This window comes from Muricauda brasiliensis (assembly GCF_003057865.1).
Classification (GTDB): domain Bacteria; phylum Bacteroidota; class Bacteroidia; order Flavobacteriales; family Flavobacteriaceae; genus Flagellimonas; species Flagellimonas chongwuensis.
Genome location: NZ_QBTW01000015.1, coordinates 115,829 through 132,324, shown reverse-complemented (window position 1 = coordinate 132,324; position 16,496 = coordinate 115,829). Strand labels below are relative to the sequence as shown.

The following is a 16,496-nucleotide window of genomic DNA, read 5'->3' as shown; positions in this document are numbered from 1 at the left end:
ATTTTTGACAAAATTTTCCATAAAGTTTTGGAGAAACAGAAAGAATGGACAAATATTCATTTTTAAATGCTGCGCACACTTCATTTTTTGCGGAGCAATACGAAAAATATCTAACGAATCCCGATACTATTGAGCCCAGTTGGAGGGCTTTTTTTCAAGGATTTGATTTTGGTTTGGAAGGTTCCCTCGAAGATTTGGGAATCGAATCTGATAAGGGTGATGGCGGCATGGTCGTGCTTTCCAATGGTAGGAAAGTAGAGATGCCCGAAGCCTTGCAGAAAGAGTTTCAGGTAATCCGCTTGATTGATGGTTACCGTTCCCGTGGACACCTGTTTACCAAAACCAATCCGGTAAGGGAAAGAAGAAAGTATGTCCCTACCTTGGACATAGAGAACTTTGGTCTGAGCAAAGAAGACTTGGATACCACTTTTGATGCAGGAAAAATATTGGGTATAGGCCCGGCGTCTTTAAAGGAAATCGTTCGTCACTTGGAAAGCATTTATTGTGATGCCATTGGGGTCGAGTACATGTACATCCGAACCCCGGAACGTATCCAGTGGATTCAGGATTGGCTCAATAAGAACGACAACCATCCCGATTATAGCCCTGAGGAGAAGAAGAACATTCTCCGAAAGTTGAACGAAGCTGTATCTTTTGAAAGCTTTTTGCATACCAAATATGTAGGGCAAAAACGTTTTTCGCTCGAAGGAGGAGAATCTTTGATTCCCGCTTTGGATGTGATTATAGAAAAAGCTGCAGACAAAGGGGTTAAGCAATTTGTAGTGGGTATGGCCCACCGTGGACGATTGAACGTGCTTACCAATATATTTGGGAAGTCGCCAAAGGATATCTTCAGTGAGTTTGACGGCAAGGATTACGAAGAGACCATTTTTGATGGTGACGTAAAATATCACTTGGGATGGACCTCAAAGCGTGAAACCGATTCAGGGAAAATGGTCAATATGAACATTGCCCCGAACCCATCGCACTTGGAAACCGTAAATTCTATCGTGGAGGGGATTTCAAGAGCCAAACAAGATCGCGACCATAGCGATAATGTCTCGGAAGTATTACCAATTTTGATTCATGGTGATGCTGCCTTTGCAGCTCAGGGAATTGTTTATGAAACAATCCAGATGGCACGTTTGGATGGATATTCCACAGGAGGAACCATTCATATTGTTATAAATAACCAAATCGGGTTTACTACCAACTATTTGGATGCAAGGTCATCGACCTATTGTACAGATGTTGGGAAAGTGACCCTTTCACCGGTACTTCACGTAAATGCGGATGATGCTGAGGCCGTGGTGCATGCCACTACCTTTGCCTTGGAATATAGAATGCGTTACAAGCGTGATATTTTCTTGGATTTATTGGGGTACAGAAAGTATGGGCATAACGAGGGCGATGAGCCCAAGTTTACCCAGCCACTTTTGTACAAATCAATTTCCAAGCATGATAACCCAAGGGATATTTATGCAGCCAAATTGATAGCCGAAGGGATAATCGATGAGAACTACGTAAAAGAGCTGGAAGAAAAATACAAGAACGATCTCGAAGAGAATCTGTTGGATTCCAGAAAAATCGAGAAGACCAGAATAACCCCTTTCATGCAAGATGAATGGGAAGGTTTTGAGCAAGTTACCGAAGAGGTGATGCTAAAACCTATGGATACCACTTACGACCTCAAGAAATTGGATGAGATTGCCAAGAGCATTACTAAATTGCCAGAGGACAAAAAGTTCTTGAGAAAATTGGTCAAGTTGGTGGATGGTCGCCATTCCATGTATTTTGAGGATAACAAACTCGATTGGGCGATGGGCGAATTGTTGGCCTATGGTTCGTTGATAGAGGAAGGCTACGATGTTAGGATGACTGGTCAAGATGTGGAGCGAGGAACTTTCTCGCACAGGCACGCGGTCATCAAAACAGAGATGCATGAAGAAGAAGTGGTGCTGTTGAACGAGATGGGAGATAACCAAAACGGGAAATTCCATATCTATAACTCATTACTTTCGGAATATGCCGTTATGGGATTTGATTATGGTTATGCCATGGCAAGTCCGAAAACATTGACCATATGGGAAGCCCAGTTCGGTGATTTCAGTAACGGTGCCCAGATCATTATAGATCAATATTTGTCATCGGCAGAGGACAAATGGAAGCTTCAGAACGGATTGGTGCTGTTGTTGCCGCACGGTTATGAAGGTCAGGGGGCGGAGCACTCATCAGCGCGTATGGAAAGATACCTACAATTGTGCGCCAAGGACAATATGTTCGTTGCGGATGTGACTACGCCGGCAAACCTGTTTCATCTCTTTCGTAGACAGACTAAGGCCAAATTCCGTAAGCCTTTGGTGGTATTTACCCCAAAAAGTTTGTTGAGACACCCTAAAGTGGTGTCCACTAAAGAGGAAATGGCCAACGGTAGTTTCCAAATGGTTATAGATGATGCCGATGCAAAAGCGGCCAAAGTAAAAACATTGGTTTTCTGTACCGGTAAATTCTATTACGATCTTTTGGACAAGCGTGAAGAGTTGGAAAGAGATGATGTAGCATTAGTACGTGTGGAACAATTGTTCCCTTTGCCTGCAGAAGAAATGCGAAGCATTATCAAAAAATACAAAAACGCCGACGATATTGTTTGGGCCCAAGAAGAACCGCGTAACATGGGGGCATGGAGCCACATGTTGATGCATTTGGACGAGGCCAAGCAGTTCAGGGTGGCTTCTCGTAGGTTCTACGGAGCCCCTGCTGCAGGTAGTGCGGTGCGCTCAAAAAGACGTCATGCCCAAGTGCTGGACTACGTTTTTGATAAGAGTAAGGATAACATGCAAATAAGATAATTCAAGTATAAACTATAATAGAATGGTTTTAGAAATGAAAGTTCCCTCACCAGGGGAATCCATTACAGAGGTAGAAATCGCCGAATGGTTGGTAGAAGATGGAGACTATGTGGAGAAGGACCAGGCCATAGCCGAAGTAGACTCGGACAAGGCAACATTGGAGCTTCCTGCAGAGGAGAGCGGAATTATTACTCTTAAGGCCGAAGTGGGAGATGCCGTAGCCGTTGGCGAGGTAGTTTGCCTCATCGATACCAGTGCGGAAAAACCTGAAGGTTCATCCGGTGCATCCGATAAAAAAGAGGAGCCCAAAAAGGAGGAACCTAAAAAAGAAGCGCCAAAGAAAGAGGAGCCTAAAAAGGAAACCTATGCTTCGGGTACACCATCTCCGGCAGCCAAGAAGATATTGGACGAAAAAGGAATCGATTCTTCTTCTGTATCCGGTAGTGGCAAAGATGGACGCATCACCAAGGACGATGCTGTAAAAGCTGTTCCATCTATGGGGACCCCAACAGGTGGTAACCGAGGTGAAAGCCGTTCTAAATTGTCCATGTTAAGAAGGAAAGTGGCCGAAAGGTTGGTCTCTGCCAAGAACGAGACCGCGATGTTGACCACCTTCAACGAAGTGGATATGTCCGCTATTTTCGAGTTGAGAAATCAATACAAGGAAGAGTTCAAAAATAAGCATGGCGTAAGTCTAGGATTTATGTCCTTCTTTACCAAAGCAGTAATCCGGGCGTTGGAAATGTATCCGGCGGTCAATTCCATGATCGATGGCAAGGAAATGATCACCTACGAATTCTGCGATATCAGTATTGCGGTTTCAGGGCCTAAAGGTCTGATGGTTCCCGTAATCAGAAATGCAGAAAATCTTACATTCAGAGGAATCGAATCAGAGGTAAAACGTTTGGCCATCCGTGCTAGGGAAGGTGAGATCACTGTGGATGAAATGACAGGAGGTACCTTCACCATTACCAACGGGGGTGTATTCGGTTCCATGCTGTCCACTCCAATTATCAATCCACCGCAAAGTGGTATTTTGGGGATGCACAACATTGTAGAACGTGCCATTGTTAGGGATGGCGCCATTGCCATTGCGCCTGTAATGTACGTAGCACTTTCTTACGACCACCGTATTATTGACGGCAAGGAATCCGTTGGGTTTTTGGTCGCTGTAAAAGAAGCATTGGAAAGTCCGGAAGAATTGTTGATGGATGGCAACGTAAAAAAAGCGTTGGAATTATAATAAAATGGGTGTCGAGAGGTTCTCGACTACGCTCTAACTTGCAAATGCCTTTACTTTTTTAAGTAGAGGCATTTTTTATTGTAGTCGATTACGGCCTTTCCCTTTTTAAGTACATCGGCACCAATAATCCCATCAACGGGCAATGCATTGTGCGAGGTTAATGCTTGGTTCACGTGGGTGAGGTCAAAAAGTACGACTTTCTGCTTTTTCTTTTTCCAATCACCGATTTGGATTTTGTTTTTGATGGAGATCAACGTTTCCATTTCCGTGGCACCCGCCCCAGCGGCTTTAATGTCCGTAGCTTCCGAAGCCATTCCAAAAAATTCGATTTTATCCATCCCCACGCAGGTGTTGGAGGCTCCCGTATCCAGAATAAACTTTCCCGTTATTCCGTTGATAGAGGCTGCAAGTTCAAAATGATTGGTTTCGGTCAGTACCAAAGGTATTTTAATGTAGTCTTTGGATTTAAGAATTTTTTTGAGTGATGCCATAATATGGAATGTCCCTTGAGGGGACTTTAGGAATGTAATATCAGAAACAAAGTTTTTGGGGCATCTAAGATAAGTCTATTTTTGTGGTATGATAACTTCCCGATTAACGAATATAATTATTACGGTCCTTTTTTTAGGCATGCTTTGGGGTTGCGGTCCTTCTTCAAAAAAAATTGATAAAAAGACTTTGGTCCGCGAGTATTATCAAGCGCTGAACAATTCCGATTACGCCAAGGTGATTGGTTTTTTTCAGGATAGCATCCGATTTAATGAAATGAGTTATAAGCGAACTTTTTCCAAGTTGGAATATCGCCACTTGTTCGAATGGGATTCTGTGTTTCATCCCAAATATGAGATTTTGGAACTAGAAGAAAAAGGAGACGAGTTACATTTATTGGTTTCCAAGGAATGTGAGCGAATCAACTTTCTGCATGAAGGACCATTTTTTACGAACGAAGTTTTTAAAATAGAGGGAGATGCCATCCACCAAATCGATGTTGTGGAATATGTGGATTTCAATGATTCTTTGTGGACTGCCAAACGGGAAAGTTTGGTGTCTTGGATTTCAGAGCATCATCCTGAATTGGATGGATTTATTTATGATCAAACCAAGGAGGGGGCGATAAAATTCAAAAAAGCCATAGATGTTTTTAAAAACAGAATGGATTCGGTTTCCGTTAAAGAAAACAATTCAAATCAATGATTATAACCGATACGCATACGCATTTATATAGTGAGGCCTTTGATGAGGATAGGAGTGAAATGATGCAGCGTGCCCTAGATGCTGGGGTGGAGCGCTTTTTTATCCCTGCCATTGATTCGACCTACACGCAATCTATGTTGGATTTGGAGTCCGATTACCCCGATAATGTATTTTTGATGACGGGTCTGCATCCAACACATGTCAAGGAAAACTATAAAGATGAGTTGGCCCATGTGGAAGAGTGGTTGGCCAAGAAAAAATTCTACGCTGTAGGGGAAATAGGGGTGGACCTGTATTGGGACAAAACTTTTTTAAAGCAACAACAAGATGCTTTTGCCTATCAGATTCAGTTGGCAAAAAAGCATCAATTACCCATAGTGATTCATTGTCGAGATGCCTTTGATGAGGTCTTCGAAGTATTGGAACAAGAAAAAGACGAGGAGCTCTTCGGGATTTTTCACTGTTTTACAGGGACTTTGGAACAGGCGAATCAGGCCATATCTTATAACATGAAGTTGGGCATTGGAGGAGTGGCTACGTTCAAAAATGGTAAAATAGACCAATTTTTGAATGAAATCGACATCAAGCACATTGTACTGGAAACCGATGCCCCGTATTTGGCGCCGACACCATATCGCGGAAAACGGAACGAGAGCTCCTATATAATAAAGGTGTTGGAAAAACTGTCTTCCATATATGGTATGCCCGAGGAGGAAATTGCCAAGATTACCACGGAAAACTCAAAAAACATCTTTGGAGTTTGATTTATGAAAAAGAAAAGCAACATATTACTGATTTATACCGGGGGTACCATAGGTATGGTAAAGGATTATAAAACCGGAGCGCTCAAAGCCTTCAATTTTGATGAACTGGTAAAAAATATACCGGAGCTGAAGCAATTGGATTGTAATCTCAGTGGTGTGTCCTTCGAAAATCCCATCGATTCCTCCAATATGAATCCTGAGTATTGGGTCAAAATTGCGGACATCATCGAAGAGCATTATGATGACAATGATGGTTTTGTGGTGCTGCACGGCAGCGATACCATGAGTTATTCCGCATCGGCATTGAGCTTTATGTTGGAAAATTTGGAGAAGCCGGTAATTTTTACGGGTTCCCAATTGCCCATCGGAGATTTACGAACAGATGCCAAGGAAAACCTGATTACTTCCATAGAGATTGCGGCCCTTCGGAAAAAGGGAAAGCCCGTGTTGCGCGAGGTTGGGCTGTATTTTGAATATAAGCTCTATCGTGCCAATAGAACCACCAAGATAAATGCGGAACACTTTGAGGCCTTCAATTCATTAAACTATCCCCCATTGGTGGAGTCCGGTGTCCATTTGAAGGTGCACGAGAACTATTTGATCAAAAAAGTGACCAAAAGCAAGTCGCTTCAAGTCCATAAAAAGATGGATGATGGGGTCGCGATTTTGAAACTTTTCCCGGGAATCAATCAAAATGTGCTGCGATCGGTGCTGAATATTCCCGATTTAAAGGCGCTTATCTTGGAAACCTATGGGGCTGGAAACGCTCCAATGGACGAATGGTTTTTAAATGCGATAAAAAAAGCCGTAGAAAATGGATTGCACATAATTAATGTTACCCAATGCTCGGGAGGAAGTGTTTTTATGGGGCATTATGAAACGAGTGAAAAACTCAGGGAGATGCAACTGGTTAACGGAAAGGATATTACAACCGAGGCAGCCATAACAAAAGCGATGTACCTATTGGGGACGGGGGTTCCCGACAAATTGTTCAAGACAATTTTTGAGACGCCCCTTCGTGGTGAGATGGTGTAAAATTAACGCATCAAATTTCTATAACTAATAAATTTTTCGTTTATTGGTCGGCCTAAATGGAACAATAGAGAGGTGGCCGAGTGGTCGAAGGCGCACGCCTGGAAAGTGTGTATACACCAAAAGTGTATCGAGGGTTCGAATCCCTTCCTCTCTGCTAGGTATTTTAATTTTTCAATTGTAAAATTTTTATATCTTTATATTATTAACTAACTAAATTTAAGTTTAAGTAAAATGAAAAAAATATCCTTTACTCTGGCTGCTGCTGGAATGTTTGTGATGGGAACAACAACTGCATCTGCAGCAATGTTACAAGAAGAAGCTGAAGCCAGCGCTAGCTTCACCCAAGTATTGAAAGAGCAATTTATCCAAGGGGGTCCTGCCTTCATGGGAATTGTATTGCTTTGTTTGATCTTGGGATTGGCCGTTGCCATCGAAAGAATTATTTATTTGAATTTGGCAACTACCAACTCTACCAAATTGAAGCAACAAGTTGAGGACGCTTTGGCTTCTGGTGGTGTTGAAGCAGCCAAAGAAGTTTGTAGAAACACAAAAGGACCTGTTGCTTCTATCTATTACCAAGGTTTGGATAGAGTTGATGAAGGACTTGAGTCTGCTGAGAAAGCTGTAGTGGCTTACGGTGGCGTACAAATGGGACAATTGGAGAAAAACGTTTCTTGGTTGTCTTTGTTTATCGCTATTGCTCCTATGCTTGGGTTCATGGGTACGGTAATCGGTATGATTGCGGCCTTCCAGAAAATTGCAGCAGTAGGTAACTTGAGTGCATCTTTGATTGCAGGAGATATCCAGGTAGCGTTATTGACAACCGTATTCGGTTTGATCACAGCGATTATCCTTCAGATTTTCTACAACTATATTATTGCAAAAATCGATAGTATCGTAAACGATATGGAAGACAGCTCAATCGCTTTGATTGATATGTTGGCTGCCCACAAGAAATAATTACGAATTAAAATCTATCGAGAATCATGAATAAAATAGTAAAAATATTGCTCATCGTCATCGGATTGGTAGCAGCCGTACTTTGGTTCTCTCTTCCGTCTGCCGATGATCCAAATGCCATTAAAAGTGGCGCGATGAACTTCATGTTCATTATAATGTATATCCTTTTGGCTATTGCTGTGATTACTTCAGTAGTGTTCGGGTTGGCAAAATTGTTCACCACAAAAGGTAGTGTCAAGAAAGCCCTTTTCGCCATTGGCGGGTTAGCTATCATCGTAGCTATATCTTATGGGATTTCTTCAGATAATATGGCTGTGGTCGAAACAATGTCCGAAAGAGGTATTGAGACCACGGAAGGAACTGTGAAAAACATTGGAATGGGATTGAACGTATTTTTCATCCTTACGCTTATAGCGGTAATTCTAATGATAGTACCAGGTTTGAAAAGAATGTTTGTAAAGTAAAAAGTTGAATTATGCCTAGAAGAAAAGGTGCGCCGGAAGTAAATGCCGGTTCCATGGCGGATATTGCATTCCTTCTGCTGATCTTTTTCTTGGTGACCACCACCATTGAAACAGATGCAGGTTTGGACCGTATGCTACCGCCAATAGAGCCGCCAGAGCAAGATGTTGTGATTAAGCAGAAAAACATTTTTACTGTGAACATCAACAGAAATGGACAACTTTTGGTTGAGGATAATTTGATGGAAATTAAGGATTTGAGAGAAGCGGCCACCGCCTTTTTGGAAAACGGCGCCGATGGATCTTGCACTTATTGTAAAGGTAAGAAAGATCCCTCTTCATCAGATAACCCAACAAAAGCGATCATTTCGTTGAAGAACGATAGGGAAACCAAGTATAGTACATACATAACCGTCCAAAACGAGTTGGTGGGAGCGTACAATGACTTGCGTAACCGTGAAGCTCAGCGTTTGTATGGTTCAGACTTTACAACGATGGAATCCAAATATTTGGACCCAGAGACACCATCAAACGTAAGAGATGAACTGAAAGATAAAGTAAAGCGTATCCAAGATATGTTTCCGCAAAAGCTTTCAGAAGCAGAAACAACAACCGATTAAAAACTATATTTAATATGGCTAAGTTTACCAAAAAGAAGGAAGGAGATTTACCAGCGGTGTCAACAGCTTCGTTGCCAGATATCGTTTTCATGCTGCTTTTCTTCTTTATGACAGTGACCACGATGAAGGATAGTTCTTTAATGGTTGCCAACACCCTTCCAAACGCTTCGGAAATTAAGAAGTTGGAAAAGAAGGATCGCGTTATTTACATTTATGTAGGGACACCTACTCAAGAATATCAAAAGGTTTTTGGAACAGAGCCAAAGATCCAATTGAATGATAAATTTGCCAATGTGGACGAAGTAGGTTCATTTATTTTGGCAGAACGTGCAAAGAAACCGCAAGAACTTCAAAATGTATTGACTACTGCTTTGAAGGTCGATAAAGAGGCCAATATGGGTCTTATTACCGACATTAAGCAACAATTGAGAGAAGTTAATGCCCTTAAAGTGAATTATACCACTTACGAGGGAGATGCTTTTAACAATCTACAGTAGGCAATAGCTTAGATTTAGTGGGAAACGCTCCAAATTTTAATTTGGGGCGTTTTTTGTTTTAAATTGTCACATGATTCAGTTGTTTTATAAGATTTCGATTTTTTCATTAAGTATGCTGTGCTCTTGTTTTGTTTTGGGCCAATCAGCTACAGATAGCATACAAGCACAACCTGTGGATAGTTATTACCTGGAAGACCAGTTTTACGTAGGTGTGGGATATAACGTGTTGTTGAATAGTCCGGATGCACTAGATCAACGCAACCTTTCCTATAATCTTCAACTTGGTTTTATTAAAGATATTCCGCTCAACAAAAGAAGGAACTTTGGACTTGGTGTTGGTTTGGGCTATGCCGCTAATTCGTATTATTCCAATATGGGTGTCACGGAAGATGGTGATGTAAGGGCTTACCAGATTTTAGATGATGAGAACTTCAACCGCAGTAAATTGGAAACACATGCAATAGAATTCCCTTTAGAGGTTAGGTGGCGTACATCTACAGCGACAGAATATAGGTTTTGGAGAATATATGCAGGAGCCAAATTGGGGTACGTGTTTTCTGGAAGATCTAAATTGGTTACCGATGAAGGTAATGTTTCTTTTTCAAATGATGACATTGATGCTCTGCAGTACGGTCTTATGCTGAATTTTGGATACAATACATGGAACATCCACGCCTATTATAGTTTAAATCCTTTGTTGAAAGAAGGGGCTTCAATTGCAGGTGAATCCATCGATTTGAGAGTTCTAAGGGTGGGACTCACCTTTTATATTCTATAGCCAGTATTTGAGAATTATAAGCTGGGAGCAGCATCCTAGCATAAAACCAATCAACAGCTCATTTTTTGTATGGGCCTTTAGGTATAATCTGGATGTAGCTACCATTCCGGTAAATAGGGTAAACAAACTAATGGCGATGGTGATGTTGATCTCAAAATGAATACTCAACGCAACCATGAAGGTCAGAATACTTCCCATCCCCAAAAGGTGCATACTGGTCTTGAATCGAAAAAACAACAGGACAATGGTAGCCGTGGTAGCCGTTAAGAGCCCGGTAAAGTAATAAAAGAGCTCGTGTACGTAATTATTGGGTATTACCTTATACAATATCATCAAAAAGATAATACAGCTAATATAGAGCGGATATTTGCGTTCTTGAATGGTCGGTAAAAATATGGAATTGATTACACCGAGATTTTTCAAGATCAGGAAAAAAATAATCGGAATAATCACCGTTAGTATAAAAATGGGGAGTATGTTCCCACTTTGGGTCTCTAAAGTGCTGTAAGGAGCCACCAAAAAATACACTATAGTCCCTCCAATCGGTATGAACAAAGGATGGAAAAGGTAAGATATAATGTTGTATACGTGGCGCATCAAATTTCTTTTCGTAGCCTTGCTACTGGGATATCTAGCTGCTCCCGGTATTTGGCCACGGTTCGTCGGGCAATCGGATACCCTTTTTCTTTTAGAATCTTGGCCAATTTTGCATCCGTAAGGGGTTTTTTCTTTTCCTCATCACGAATTACAGTCTCCAAAATCTTTTTGATTTCCCTTGTTGATACATCCTCACCTTGCTCGTTCTTCATGGCTTCGGAGAAGAAATCCTTAATCAGCTTGGTGCCATAGGGAGTGTCCACATATTTGCTGTTCGCCACCCTTGATACGGTGGACACGTCCATATCTATCTTATCGGCAATATCTTTTAGGATCATAGGGCGCAACTTGCGTTCGTCCCCAGTCATAAAATATTCTTTTTGATATTCCATGATCGTACTCATGGTGATGAACAACGTCTGTTGGCGCTGTCTTATCGCATCAATAAACCATTTGGCGGCATCCAATTTCTGTTTGATGAACATCACAGTATCCTTCTGTGATTTGGATTTTTCCTTGGCGTTCTTATAGCCTTCCAGCATATTGCTGTATTCCTTGGAAACATGAAGCTCAGGTGCATTTCTTCCGTTTAGGCTCAGTTCCAGTTCACCGTCCACGATTTTAATGGAAAAGTCAGGGACGATATGCTCTATCATCCGAGTACTTCCAGAATATGATCCTCCTGGTTTCGGATTTAATTTCTCTATTTCAGAAATTGCATCTTTGAGTTCCTCTTCTGAAACATGATGTTTTTGTATGAGTTTGGAGTAATGTTTTTTGGTAAAATGTTCAAAAGAACGTTCCAGTATATTGATGGCTAGTTCTATGGAAGGCTTTTGTTCCTTGCGCTTTAATTGTATGATGAGGCACTCGTCCAGCGAGCGGGCACCCACCCCTGGGGGGTCTAGGTCCTGAACAATCTTTAAAACATGTTTTATCTTCTCCTCTTCGGCATAAATATTTTGGGTGAAGGCAAGATCGTCCATAATGTCCGCAAGAGGTCTGCGTATGTAGCCACTTTCGTCCACACTGCCTACCAAAAATTCGGCAATGGCCCATTCCTCATCGTCTAGATAAACGGTGTTGAGCTGATTCAGCAAATACTGTGTAAAAGAGATGCCAGCGGCATACGGCACGCTTTTCTCCTCGTCATCTGCACTGTAATTATTGGCCTGGGTCCGGTAATCGGGTATTTCATCATCACTCAGATAATCGTCAATATTGATTTCCTCCGTGTCTATACTTTCGTTATCGTCCGATTCATCATAAGTATCCTCATACATGTCATCCAGCACGTCTGTTTCCTCTTTACCGCTCTCCAATGCAGGATTTTCTTCCAGCTCTTGCTTCAGCCTTTGTTCAAAGGCCTGGGTCGGCAATTGAATAAGCTTCATGAGCTGAATCTGCTGTGGAGACAGTTTTTGGGAAAGTTTAAACTGTAGATGTTGTTTCAGCATACGGATTGATGATTTACAATCTTACTTTCTTAAAATAATAAAATCAAATTAAAACTCGGCGTTCTGCGGCGTTCTAGGGTAGGGGATTACGTCCCTAATGTTGCCCATTCCGGTGGTAAATTGCACCATGCGCTCAAAACCTAGTCCAAAACCACTATGGACGGCGGTACCGAATTTTCTAAGGTCAAGGTACCACCAAAGTTCTTTGGCATCAATATCCAATTCCTTAATTTTTTGTTCCAATACCTCGAGACGCTCTTCTCTTTGTGATCCACCTACAATCTCGCCAATACCAGGAAAAAGTACATCCATGGCACGAACGGTTTTGCCATCCTCGTTCAAGCGCATATAAAACGCTTTGATGTTCGCAGGGTAATCAAAAAGAATTACGGGGCATTTAAAGTGCTTTTCTACCAAGAAACGCTCGTGCTCACTTTGCAGATCCGCACCCCATTCATCAATAGGGAATTGGAATTTTTTCTTTTTATTGGGTTTGCTGTTCTTAAGGATGTCGATTGCTTCGGTGTAGGATACCCTTTTAAAGTTGTTCTCTACCACGAACTTTAATTTTTCTATTAACGACATTTCTGAACGTTCGTTCTGGGGCTTGCCTTTTTCTTCGTCCAAAAGACGTTTTTCCAAGAATTCAAGATCATCCTGGCAATGGTCCAGAACGTATTGAATTATATATTTAATGAAGTCTTCAGCTAAGTCCATATTGGCATCCAGATCATAAAAGGCCATCTCGGGCTCTATCATCCAGAATTCTGCCAAATGGCGTGAAGTATTTGAGTTTTCAGCTCTAAACGTAGGTCCAAAGGTATATACTTTGCCCAATCCCATGGCATAGGTTTCAGCCTCCAACTGTCCTGATACGGTGAGGTTGGTCTCCTTTCCAAAAAAGTCCTCGGAGTAATCCACTTCGCCGGAATCATTTAATGGAGGTTTTTTGGCATCCAAAGTTGACACTCGGAACATTTCACCGGCACCTTCTGCATCTGAACCTGTAATGATTGGGGCGTGCATATAATAAAATCCATTCTGCTGAAAATAGCTGTGAACGGCAAACGAAAGTACCGACCTTACTCGCATTACGGCAGAAAAAGTGTTGGTACGAACCCTAAGATGCGCTTTTTCCCTTAAAAATTCCAATGAGTGTTTTTTAGGTTGAATGGGGTAGGTCTCCGGGTCGGCGGTTCCATGCACGAATATATCCGTGGCCTGGATTTCCACACTTTGTCCTCGACCTTGGCTTTCCTCTAACGTCCCTGTGATTTTTAGGGCAGCCCCGGTCGAAATCTTTTTGAGCAATGCCTCGTCCAAATTTTCAAAATCCACGACGCACTGAATATTATGTATGGTGGAACCATCGTTCAATGCGATAAATCGGTTACTTCTAAAGGTTTTTACCCATCCATTTACTTCAACGGAATCTCCTACGGGTTGCTTTGCTAGCAATTCTTTTATGGAATAAGACATCATTCTAAAACTATCGTGATTTAGTTGGTAAAGATAGGTTTTTGATAAAAAATGATGGCAATGGATTGGCCTAATTTATGCTGTTGACAAGCACTATTTGTCCTTTAGGTTGTCCTCTTCCTGCGGTAAAATGTCGATTTGGGGCTTTTTGAGCACTTGCTTGTTGGCAATGCTTCGTTCCAAAGACAATAGCAAGGAAGGTAATAGGATCAAATTGGATAGCATGGCAAAGAGCAATGTTGCCGATACCAGTCCTCCCAACGCTTTGGTGCCCCCAAAACTTGAGATGATAAATACGGAAAACCCAAAGAATAGTACAATGGAAGTGTAGAACATACTCACTCCCGTCTCACGCAAGGCCGCATACACCGACCGTTTAATGTGCCAACGATTTGCTGTGAGTTCCTGCCGGTATTTGGCCAGGAAATGTATCGTGTCGTCCACGGAAATCCCAAAGGCAATGCTAAATACCAAAATGGTGGATGGTTTTATGGGCACTCCCAAATATCCCATGACGCCCGCTGTTATCACCAGCGGCAATAGATTGGGCACCAACGATATGATGACCATTCTAAAGGATCGGAACAGGTAGGCCATAAAAAGGGAAATTAATCCAATGGCCAGGGCTAGGGACAATAAGAGGTTTTTTACGAGGTATTTGGTGCCTTTCAGAAATAATAAGGCCTTTCCCGTCATAAAAACATTGTAGCGGTCTGACGGGAATTCCTTGGTGATGGCCTCTTGAACATCTTTTTCGATTTCCTCCATACGGTCGATTTTTACATCGCGCATATAGGTGGTCAACCGGGCGGTTTGACCTGTGCTGTCCACAAAACTTTGTAAGAGGTCGGCTCCGCCAGTGGATGACTTTTGAACCGCGTTCATGATAAAAGTATTCTCTTGACTGGTAGGGAGCTGATAGTATTTTGGAATGCCGTTGTAATAAGCCTGTTTGGAATATTTCACCAGATCAACGATGGAAATTGGTCTTGACAGTTCTGGGATTTCATCAATAACAGCTCCCAAGCGGTCCATTCGCTTAAGGGTTGCAGGTTTTACAACTCCATTTTTACGTTTGGTATCCACCACAATTTCCATGGGCATGATGCCATCAAACTCGGCTTCGAAAAATTGGATGTCTTTATAAAAATGGCTGTTTTTGGGCAAATCTTCAATCCGGCTACCGGTAATTCGCATCTGATAGATACCAATGATGCTCAATACCAGTACGGCAACCGTGGTAATGTAAACGGCAATCCTATGATTTCTAACAATGTTTTCCATCCAATTCACAAAAAAGTCCATCCACTTTTTGTTCAGGTGCTTTAGGTGCTTGGTTTTGGGAAGCGGCATAAAGCTATAAATGATAGGGATGATCAATAGGGAAAGAATAAAAATCCCGATAATATTGATGGAGGCAACGATACCAAACTCTTTAAGCAGATCACTATCCAAAATAATGAAGGTGGCAAAACCCGATGCTGTGGTAATGTTCGTCATTAATGTGGCATTACCGATTTTGGAAATCACCCGCTGAAGGGAAAGAGCTTGATTGCCATGTTTTTTGACCTCTTGCTGGTACTTGTTGATCAAGAAAATACAGTTCGGGATACCGATTACAATGATCAAAGGTGGAATAAGTGCCGTTAGGATGGTAATCTCATATCTTAAGAGTCCAAGAATTCCAAAGGCCCACATTACACCGATAATAACCACGCACATGGAGATAAAGGTTGCCCTGAAACTCCTAAAGAAAAAGAAAAATATAATGGATGTGACCAAGAGTGCACCTACGATAAACAGTCCGATTTCATCAACAATGGATTTGGTGTTCCAAGTACGGATATAGGGCATCCCGGAAATGCGAACATCCATCTGGGTCTCTTGTTCAAAGTCTTCCACGAGTTCAGCAAGATCGTTCAGGATAAACTCGTTTCTTACTGCGGTGTTCATAATGTCCTTGTCCAGATAAACTACCGTCTGTATAGTTCCGCTCTCTGGATTGTACACCAAGTTATCGTAAAATGGGAGTTCTTTGAACAGGTGGTTGGTAAGGGAGTCGATTTCCTGCTTTGTCTTCGGAGGCTTTGAAATCAAAGGTTCCATGGAGAAGGTTTGGGTCTCATTGTCTTTAATGAGCTCCTTTAAGTTCTCTAAGGAAATCACATAATCAACCTCGGGAAATGCATCGAGCTGTTTGCTCAATGTGTTCCAACGGTTAAAGTTTTTTGGTGTAAATAGGGCTGAATCCCTTATAGCGAGAACAATGGCATTGCCTTCTTCACCGAATATTTTGGTAAATGCATTGTATTGAATACTAGCTGGATGGTCGTCTGGAAGAATATTGGCTTCTGTATTGGAAAACTGCATGTTTTTCCATTGCATGGCCAAAAAAACGGTAATGCCGATAACCGCCAAAAGAATCAGGATTCTATTGCGGAGTATAATGCTTGCGACCTTGGGCCAAAATCCTTTAGTGAGCTTTGCTACCATTTGGGTTTTGTTGGCCGCAAAGGTAGAAAATGATATGCTGTGTTCCTAGGAAAGTAGCTGGTCAAAATC

At 41.9% G+C, this 16,496-nt stretch carries 15 protein-coding genes and 1 tRNA gene; 11 read left to right on the top strand and 5 right to left on the bottom strand.

Translation table 11 applies throughout. From position 1 onward, the window contains the following. The first annotated feature begins 44 nt into the window (after nt 1-44). Both DCK90_RS11505 and odhB read left to right on the top strand, forming a co-directional pair. Nucleotides 45-2,849 (top strand): 2-oxoglutarate dehydrogenase E1 component, encoded by a 2,805-nt coding sequence (locus DCK90_RS11505; protein WP_108246361.1) that lies wholly within the window; start codon nt 45-47, stop codon nt 2,847-2,849. Between the two features lie 22 nt (nt 2,850-2,871). After that, entirely contained in the window at nt 2,872-4,092 is a 1,221-nt protein-coding gene (gene odhB, locus DCK90_RS11500) for a 2-oxoglutarate dehydrogenase complex dihydrolipoyllysine-residue succinyltransferase (protein ID WP_108246360.1), read from the top strand. Between the two features lie 50 nt (nt 4,093-4,142). On the opposite strand, the gene DCK90_RS11495 is transcribed toward odhB, so the two are convergent. Then, on the bottom strand, nt 4,143-4,583 hold the full coding sequence (locus DCK90_RS11495; protein ID WP_108246359.1) for a retropepsin-like aspartic protease: 441 nt from the start codon (nt 4,581-4,583) through the stop codon (nt 4,143-4,145). A 187-nt stretch (nt 4,584-4,770) separates the two neighbouring features. Between DCK90_RS11495 and DCK90_RS11490 the strand changes: the two genes are divergently transcribed. The 9 genes from DCK90_RS11490 to DCK90_RS11450 all read left to right on the top strand — a co-directional run bounded on the left by DCK90_RS11490 (nt 4,771) and on the right by DCK90_RS11450 (nt 10,401). After that, complete coding sequence (locus tag DCK90_RS11490; RefSeq protein ID WP_159075822.1) at nt 4,771-5,286, top strand: hypothetical protein; 516 nt, start codon at nt 4,771-4,773, stop codon at nt 5,284-5,286. Further along, nucleotides 5,283-6,050 carry a TatD family hydrolase gene (locus DCK90_RS11485; RefSeq protein WP_108246357.1) on the top strand — a complete coding sequence of 256 codons (768 nt, stop codon included), beginning with the start codon at nt 5,283-5,285 and terminating at the stop codon, nt 6,048-6,050. Before DCK90_RS11490 ends, DCK90_RS11485 begins: the two co-directional genes overlap by 4 nt. Before the next feature lie 3 nt (nt 6,051-6,053). Beyond that, nucleotides 6,054-7,085, top strand: a complete 1,032-nt coding sequence (locus DCK90_RS11480; RefSeq protein ID WP_108246356.1) for an asparaginase — start codon at nt 6,054-6,056, stop codon at nt 7,083-7,085. Nucleotides 7,086-7,151: 66 nt separating this feature from the next. Continuing rightward, nucleotides 7,152-7,239: transfer RNA gene (locus DCK90_RS11475), tRNA-Ser, on the top strand. 77 nt (nt 7,240-7,316) lie between these two features. After that, nucleotides 7,317-8,045 (top strand): MotA/TolQ/ExbB proton channel family protein, encoded by a 729-nt coding sequence (locus DCK90_RS11470; RefSeq protein ID WP_108246355.1) that lies wholly within the window; start codon nt 7,317-7,319, stop codon nt 8,043-8,045. Nucleotides 8,046-8,071: 26 nt separating this feature from the next. Beyond that, nucleotides 8,072-8,509, top strand: a complete 438-nt coding sequence (locus DCK90_RS11465) for a hypothetical protein (protein ID WP_108246354.1) — start codon at nt 8,072-8,074, stop codon at nt 8,507-8,509. A gap of 11 nt (nt 8,510-8,520) precedes the next feature. Beyond that, a complete protein-coding gene (locus DCK90_RS11460; protein ID WP_108246353.1) occupies nt 8,521-9,126 on the top strand; it encodes an ExbD/TolR family protein in 606 nt (201 codons plus the stop codon). A gap of 14 nt (nt 9,127-9,140) precedes the next feature. Next, complete coding sequence (locus DCK90_RS11455) at nt 9,141-9,623, top strand: ExbD/TolR family protein (RefSeq protein ID WP_108246352.1); 483 nt, start codon at nt 9,141-9,143, stop codon at nt 9,621-9,623. Nucleotides 9,624-9,693: 70 nt separating this feature from the next. Beyond that, entirely contained in the window at nt 9,694-10,401 is a 708-nt protein-coding gene (locus DCK90_RS11450) for a porin family protein (RefSeq protein WP_108246351.1), read from the top strand. On the opposite strand, the gene DCK90_RS11445 is transcribed toward DCK90_RS11450, so the two are convergent. The 4 genes from DCK90_RS11445 to DCK90_RS11430 all read right to left on the bottom strand — a co-directional run bounded on the left by DCK90_RS11445 (nt 10,396) and on the right by DCK90_RS11430 (nt 16,427). After that, the gene (locus DCK90_RS11445) at nt 10,396-10,998 is read right to left on the bottom strand and encodes a hypothetical protein (RefSeq protein ID WP_108246350.1); all 603 of its coding nucleotides are present in this window, start codon (nt 10,996-10,998) and stop codon (nt 10,396-10,398) included. The two genes, DCK90_RS11450 and DCK90_RS11445, sit on opposite strands and share 6 nt — an antisense overlap. Further along, a complete protein-coding gene (rpoN, locus tag DCK90_RS11440; RefSeq protein ID WP_108246349.1) occupies nt 10,998-12,455 on the bottom strand; it encodes an RNA polymerase factor sigma-54 in 1,458 nt (485 codons plus the stop codon). Before rpoN ends, DCK90_RS11445 begins: the two co-directional genes overlap by 1 nt. A 48-nt stretch (nt 12,456-12,503) precedes the next feature. Next, nucleotides 12,504-13,937 carry an asparagine--tRNA ligase gene (asnS, locus tag DCK90_RS11435; RefSeq protein ID WP_108246348.1) on the bottom strand — a complete coding sequence of 478 codons (1,434 nt, stop codon included), beginning with the start codon at nt 13,935-13,937 and terminating at the stop codon, nt 12,504-12,506. Between the two features lie 90 nt (nt 13,938-14,027). After that, on the bottom strand, nt 14,028-16,427 hold the full coding sequence (locus DCK90_RS11430) for an efflux RND transporter permease subunit (protein ID WP_108246347.1): 2,400 nt from the start codon (nt 16,425-16,427) through the stop codon (nt 14,028-14,030). Between the last annotated feature and the right edge of the window lie 69 nt (nt 16,428-16,496).

Excerpts from the sequence above, each read along its gene's own strand:
- DCK90_RS11460 (WP_108246353.1), top strand. The coding sequence starts at position 8,521 with ATGCCTAGAAGAAAAGGTGCGCCGGAAGTAAATGCCGGTTCCATGGCG.
- DCK90_RS11480 (WP_108246356.1), top strand. The coding sequence starts at position 6,054 with ATGAAAAAGAAAAGCAACATATTACTGATTTATACCGGGGGTACCATA.
- DCK90_RS11450 (WP_108246351.1), top strand. The coding sequence starts at position 9,694 with ATGATTCAGTTGTTTTATAAGATTTCGATTTTTTCATTAAGTATGCTG.
- DCK90_RS11470 (WP_108246355.1), top strand. The coding sequence starts at position 7,317 with ATGAAAAAAATATCCTTTACTCTGGCTGCTGCTGGAATGTTTGTGATG.
- DCK90_RS11495 (WP_108246359.1), bottom strand. The coding sequence starts at position 4,583 with ATGGCATCACTCAAAAAAATTCTTAAATCCAAAGACTACATTAAAATA.
- DCK90_RS11455 (WP_108246352.1), top strand. The coding sequence starts at position 9,141 with ATGGCTAAGTTTACCAAAAAGAAGGAAGGAGATTTACCAGCGGTGTCA.
- DCK90_RS11430 (WP_108246347.1), bottom strand. The coding sequence starts at position 16,427 with ATGGTAGCAAAGCTCACTAAAGGATTTTGGCCCAAGGTCGCAAGCATT.
- rpoN (WP_108246349.1), bottom strand. The coding sequence starts at position 12,455 with ATGCTGAAACAACATCTACAGTTTAAACTTTCCCAAAAACTGTCTCCA.
- DCK90_RS11505 (WP_108246361.1), top strand. The coding sequence starts at position 45 with ATGGACAAATATTCATTTTTAAATGCTGCGCACACTTCATTTTTTGCG.
- DCK90_RS11485 (WP_108246357.1), top strand. The coding sequence starts at position 5,283 with ATGATTATAACCGATACGCATACGCATTTATATAGTGAGGCCTTTGAT.
- asnS (WP_108246348.1), bottom strand. The coding sequence starts at position 13,937 with ATGATGTCTTATTCCATAAAAGAATTGCTAGCAAAGCAACCCGTAGGA.
- odhB (WP_108246360.1), top strand. The coding sequence starts at position 2,872 with ATGGTTTTAGAAATGAAAGTTCCCTCACCAGGGGAATCCATTACAGAG.
- DCK90_RS11445 (WP_108246350.1), bottom strand. The coding sequence starts at position 10,998 with ATGCGCCACGTATACAACATTATATCTTACCTTTTCCATCCTTTGTTC.
- DCK90_RS11465 (WP_108246354.1), top strand. The coding sequence starts at position 8,072 with ATGAATAAAATAGTAAAAATATTGCTCATCGTCATCGGATTGGTAGCA.